General features: G+C 42.5%; 3 protein-coding genes. 2 read left to right on the forward strand and 1 reads right to left on the reverse strand.

All coding sequences use genetic code 11. The features are described from left to right. Positions 1-8 precede the first annotated feature (8 nt). Positions 9-1,904, forward strand: a complete 1,896-nt coding sequence (locus OGM63_RS10965; RefSeq protein ID WP_263745566.1) for a CheR family methyltransferase — start codon at positions 9-11, stop codon at positions 1,902-1,904. A gap of 21 nt (positions 1,905-1,925) precedes the next feature. Continuing rightward, a complete protein-coding gene (locus OGM63_RS10970) occupies positions 1,926-4,019 on the forward strand; it encodes a PAS domain-containing hybrid sensor histidine kinase/response regulator (RefSeq protein ID WP_263745567.1) in 2,094 nt (697 codons plus the stop codon). 501 nt (positions 4,020-4,520) lie between these two features. Here OGM63_RS10970 and OGM63_RS10975 read toward each other — a convergent pair. Further along, positions 4,521-5,889, reverse strand: a 1,369-nt coding sequence (locus OGM63_RS10975) for a response regulator (protein WP_263745568.1), incomplete at its 5' end; no start/stop codon positions are given.

Here is a 5,889-nt window from a genome sequence, read left to right on the forward strand (position 1 = left end):
CCTAGATTATGACTTCCGCAGAAAGAAACCCCGCTTTTGAATCTTTACTTATTTACCTCAGACAAAGCCGGGGCTTTGATTTTACAGGTTATAAGCGCTCGACTTTGATACGTCGGGTGCAAAAGCGGATGCAGTTATTGGGACTAGAAGGCTTTAGCGATTACACGGATTATCTGGAAGTATATCCAGAGGAATTCAATTTTCTGTTTAACACTATTCTGATCAACGTTACCGCCTTTTTTCGGGATGCCTCAGTCTGGGAATTTCTGCAAGAGCAAGTGCTGCCCAATCTAATTAAAGGTAAAGCAGATTCTGAACAGATCCGGGTGTGGAGTGCTGGCTGTGCTTCTGGTGAGGAGGCTTATACTTTAGCAATGCTGATGGCTGAAAGCTTGGGAACCGAGCAATTTCGTCAGCGGGTAAAAATTTACGCCACGGATCTGGATGAAGAAGCGCTGAGTCAATCTCGTCAAGCTCTCTATTCTGCCAAAGATATCCAAGGGCTTCCACCTGAACTAATTACCAAATATTTTGAGCCAACGGGAAACCGCTATGTCTTCCGTCACGATTTGCGGCGATCGGTGATTTTTGGTCGTCATGATTTGCTGCAAGATGCGCCAATTTCTCGCATAGATTTACTGGTGTGTCGCAATACAATGATGTACTTCAATGCTGAGACGCAGACGCGGGTTTTAGGTCGCTTTCATTTTGCCTTAAATGATACAGGCTATCTATTTTTGGGTAAAGCAGAAATGCTATTAACTCACTCTAATTTATTCACTCCTTTAAATTTAAAGCATAGGATATTTACGAAGGTGTCTTCTGCAAATATACGCGATCGCCTTTTGGTTTTGGCGCAAGTCGGCGACCAAGAAGCAAACAATCAATTTTCGCGCCACATCCGGATGCGAGAGCTTGCTTTTGATAGTGCACCAGTTGCTCAAATAGTCATTGATATCAATGGCAATGTGGTGTTAATTAATGAACAGGCTCGGACTATGTTTGGTCTGTCACCCAAAGATTTAACTCGTCCTTTCCAAGATTTGGAAGTTTCTTACCGACCGATAGAATTGCGATCGCTTATTGAGCAAGCTTACACCGAACGTCACTCGATTACGCTGACAAATGTAGAGCGCAATTTACCCACAGAAATACAATATCTAGATGTACGGGTTGTACCTTTGCTCGACAATGGGAATAAAGCATTGGGTGTGAGCATTGCTTTTCATGATATTACTCATTACATTCAACTACAAGACGAATTGCAACACTCTCGACAAGATTTAGAAACCGCAAATGAAGAACTCCAATCCACTAACGAAGAATTAGAAACCACTAACGAAGAACTCCAATCTACTAACGAAGAATTAGAAACCACCAACGAAGAACTCCAATCCACTAACGAAGAATTGGAGACAATGAATGAAGAACTCCAATCGACAAATGAGGAATTACAAACAATTAATCACGAACTGAGTCAGCGAACAACAGAACTCAACCGCACAAATGTTTTCTTAATTTCCATTCTCAGAAGTATGCAAACGGGAGTAGTGGTGATTGACAACAGCTTCAACATCTTAATTTGGAATTACATGTTAGAGGATATGTGGGGTTTGCGGAGTGATGAAGTGTTGGGCAACTCTTTATTTAGTTTAGACATCGGTTTGCCTGTCGAGCAATTGCGAATGATGATTCGCAATTCGATATCGGGACGCAGACAGTTTCAAGAATTGATTATAGATGCGATGAATCGTCGGGGCAAACAAATAAAATGTTATGTGGCTTGTACTCCTCTATTTGGTGTTCATATAGAAGGAGCTATATTAGTGATGGCAGATGTAGAAAAAGTCAACAGTATGGTTTCTGCTAAAGAAATTGAAGAACGGCAACGGCAACAGAGCTAAGATGAGTGGAAAATATTATAAATGACGATAGGGAAAAATTTAGAACAAGCGATCAAACAAGCGCATGAAAGATTAAATAATCTGTTGCAGCGTGCCGAATACACAAAAAAGCACTATAAAGATATTTCTCAGAGAGAGCTTTTTACGGAAGCGATCGCCGAAATTTCCATTTCTCTAGAAGAACTACAAGTGTTGGGAGAGGAACTACAACAACAAAATGACGAGTTGGTAGCTACCAGGCATCTTGTAGAAGCCGAACGGCAGCGTTATCAAGATTTATTTGACTTTGCCCCGGATGCTTACTTCGTCACTGACACTAATGGCACAATTCAAGAAGCAAATCATGCCGCAGCGCAGTTATTGAATGTGCGTCAATCTTATTTCATTCGCAAACCACTTTTGGTTTTCGTGCATCCAGCACATAGACCAAAATTTCGTGAACTTCTGACAGAGTTGCAGCAAGAAACAAAAATTTGCTCACATCAAACTCAGATATTTCACCAAGATGGAAAAATCGACTTTCCGGCAGAAGTAACTGCGAGCAAAGTGGAGGGTGATGGTAAACCAGTTAGCCTGCGTTGGTTGTTAAGAGATATTACCGAACGTCAGCAGACACAACAAAAAATCCGCGAACAAGCTGCCTTGATAGATATTACCACAGATGCAATTATCGTGCGAGATTTGCAAAACCAAATTTTATTTTGGAACAAAGGTGCAGAGAATTTATACGGTTGGCAAACTGAAGATGTTACGGGATATGAGGAAATTTTTTCTCAAGATTCGTTAGAAATAGAAGCCGCACTGAAAACCGTTGTTGAGTCTGGCTCGTGGCAAGGGGAATTACGTAGATATACTAGAAAAGGTAAAGAACTGATCGTTGCCACCCGCTGGACATTGATGCGTGATAACGCAGATTTACCTAAGTCTATCCTCAGCGTTGATACTGACATTACGGAGAAGAAACAACTAGAATTACAAGTTCTCCGCGCTCAACGCTTGGAAAGCTTAGGCACTCTCGCTAGTGGCATTTCTCACGACTTGAACAATATATTTACGCCAATTATGACAGTAGCACAACTGCTGCCGATGAAACTGAAGAATCTCGACGAGCGATCGCTTGAGATGCTCGATTTACTCGAAAGCAGTGCTAAACATGGGGCTGATTTAGTCCAGCAAATTTTATCCTTTGCGCGTGGTTCTGAAGGCAAGCGGAGTACTATGCAACCATCGTACCTACTAGAAGATATCGCGCAGATAATCAAAGGGACATTTCCCAAATCTATCAATCTCAACATCGACATAGCACCAGATTTGCTCACTGTAGTTGGGGATGCTAGTCAACTACATCAGGTCTTCATAAATCTTTGCCTGAATGCTCGTGATGCCATGCCCAATGGGGGGGATTTAAGTATTTCTGCTGTCAACCTGTGTATTGATGCTCTATGCGCCAAAATGAATAAAAAGGCAAAAGTTAGCTCTTACGTTTTAATTACCATTACCGATACAGGAGTTGGCATTTCCCCAAAAATCATAGATCGCATTTTTGACCCCTTTTTCACTACCAAGGATATAGGCAAAGGTACTGGACTGGGCTTGTCAATCGCGATCGGTATTATTAACAGCCACGGTGGTTTTTTGGATGTATCCAGTGAGGTAGGGCTTGGCAGCCAGTTTCAAGTATACCTGACAAGCAGCGACAGAACTATAATCCAACCAGTGGATGAGATGGAACTGTTAACAGGAGAGGGACAATTGATTTTGGTTGTTGATGACGAAGCAGCTATCACCCAAATTACCAAAACCACACTAGAAATCCACAATTACAGGGTATTAACCGCAGAAGATGGCATTGAAGCACTTGCTCTCTACAATCAGTACAAACAAGAAATTAGGGTAGTGCTAATGGATATTATGATGCCCTCAATGGCTGGAGCAACTGCCATCCGCACTTTGCAAAGAATGAATCCGCAAGTGCAAATTATTGCCATGAGTGGATTAGTATCTGCTGAGTCATTAGCGCAAGCAAGAGGTGCTGGCATTCAAGGATTTTTACTGAAACCCTTCAGCGCTAAGGACTTGTTGAATATTTTGCAGGGAGTGTTGGTGATGGATTGAGGGGGATGGGGGGATGGGGAGGACGACTTGCAATACGGTTGGTGTTAACGTATGTAGAGACGTTGCACTTGCTAGTCTCTACAAGGGTTTTGGGTTCACAAATATTCTTAACCGAACCGTATTGGGACGACTTTGGCACAAGCAGAATAACTTCTAACTCCTGCCTGAAGCCGGACTGCTTCCGCATTTCATAGATTCCAGCCGAAAGCATTAGCGATTTGTGCTGCTAATTATAGGGCAATACCGTTGGTGTTAAGCTCCAGATCCTTGTAGAGACGTAAGCTAGCTACGTCTCTACATATATGCCATTTTTAGACCACTAATTTATTAACACCAACTGTATTAGACATCTGTTGGAAATGAACTATGCGTTGCCCCAAACCCTTGTAAAGACGTAGCACAGAATCGTCACAATAATTGTTTTCCAACAGATGTCTATTGAATTATAGGGGGTTGAAGGGTGAGCGCGATCGCGATCGGTATACCCATTTGAGCAGATAGTCAGTCCAAAGGCTGTCTTAACAGTTGTGCTGCTGTGTAGCCGAAAATTTTTTCTGCTCCTTGGTTAAACAAGGTTATGCGTTGGTTGCTATCAATCGAAATAATTGCATCATCGGCAATTTCTACAATTCCTGCAAATTGAGTTTGAGAGTTTCGCAATGCTTCTTGTGTGCGTTGACCCTCATTCAGTTCTAATTGAAGTGGAATCCTAGTTATGTCATTCTTGCTAGCAGCATCAGGTTGGTGGGTTTGGGCAAGACGCTGCCGTAATTTAATCCTTTCCAGACGATTGATAATGCGAGTGACAAGTTCTGGTCCGATGATTGGCTTGGTTACAAAGTCATCTGCACCGACTGTAAACACCCGATTAATAATATTAGCATCGTTATGAACTGTCAAAAATAATATCGGCAATTCACCCCAGCGTGGATCGTTGCGTACTACCTGGCAAATTTCCATACCGTTGATATCCGGCATTTCCACATCCAAAATCAGAAAATCTGGCTTTATAGATTCCAGAGTTTCCCAAAAGCGTTGCGGATCGTTGAGGGTTGTGACCTTGATTCCCCAAGGAGTCAGCAATACTTGTAACAGCGGACCTATTTTTGGATCGTCGTCTACAGCTAAAACATGAGCTTCTGCATCAGGTGCATGTTCCAATACTTGTTTCACCGCTTGTAATATCTGTGCAACGGGTAAGGGTTTTTGTAAAAAGGTGTGTCCACCGTGACGAGCAACTTGCAATCGATGGCTAAAATCGCTAAGTTCTGTAAATACGATCACTGGGACTGGGGGTTTGCGGTCTTTCAACAGGGAAAGTAAGCGCAAGCTGTCTTCATCAACTGGGGAAACGCTGGGATCTAATAGTACTACGCTGGGATGTTCTTCGTACAATTTCTGGATAGCGGTTTCAATATCGATCGCGATCGCAACTTTGAAATTTGAGTTTGCATCAATTGCAAGTTGCTCTGCAAGCAAGCGATCGCGATCCACCACCAAGAGTATTGGGTATTCATCTTCTGGAAGTGAACACGAAACAGTCTCATCCTGATTTCGCTCAATTTCCTGACGCAAAAGCTCTACCCAACTTTGAAACTGCGTCGTTTGGGCTTTAATCAAAACTTTATCCGTTTTCAGTAGATACTCAATTTTTCTTGCCAACTTTGAACCTAGAGGAAAGCCAAAAGTACCTAACGATCCTGCTAAACTATGAGCTTCTTGAAATGCTTGTTTGCGGAGTTCTTGATTCAAAGCATTGTCACTAGATGCAACAGCAGCTTCCTCCAACACAGTCACCTGTTCACCTACCCTTCCTTTAAATCGGTTCCAAACTCCAGCGATCGCTAATAATGTCTGCTTTGGAGTGGGG

The organism is Plectonema radiosum NIES-515 (assembly GCF_025753815.1).
In the GTDB taxonomy this organism is placed as follows: Bacteria; Cyanobacteriota; Cyanobacteriia; order Cyanobacteriales; family Nostocaceae; genus Hassallia; species Hassallia radiosum_A.

Coding starts and splice junctions, on each gene's coding strand:
- OGM63_RS10965 (WP_263745566.1), top strand. CDS start 9: ATGACTTCCGCAGAAAGAAACCCCGCTTTTGAATCTTTACTTATTTAC.
- OGM63_RS10970 (WP_263745567.1), top strand. CDS start 1,926: ATGACGATAGGGAAAAATTTAGAACAAGCGATCAAACAAGCGCATGAA.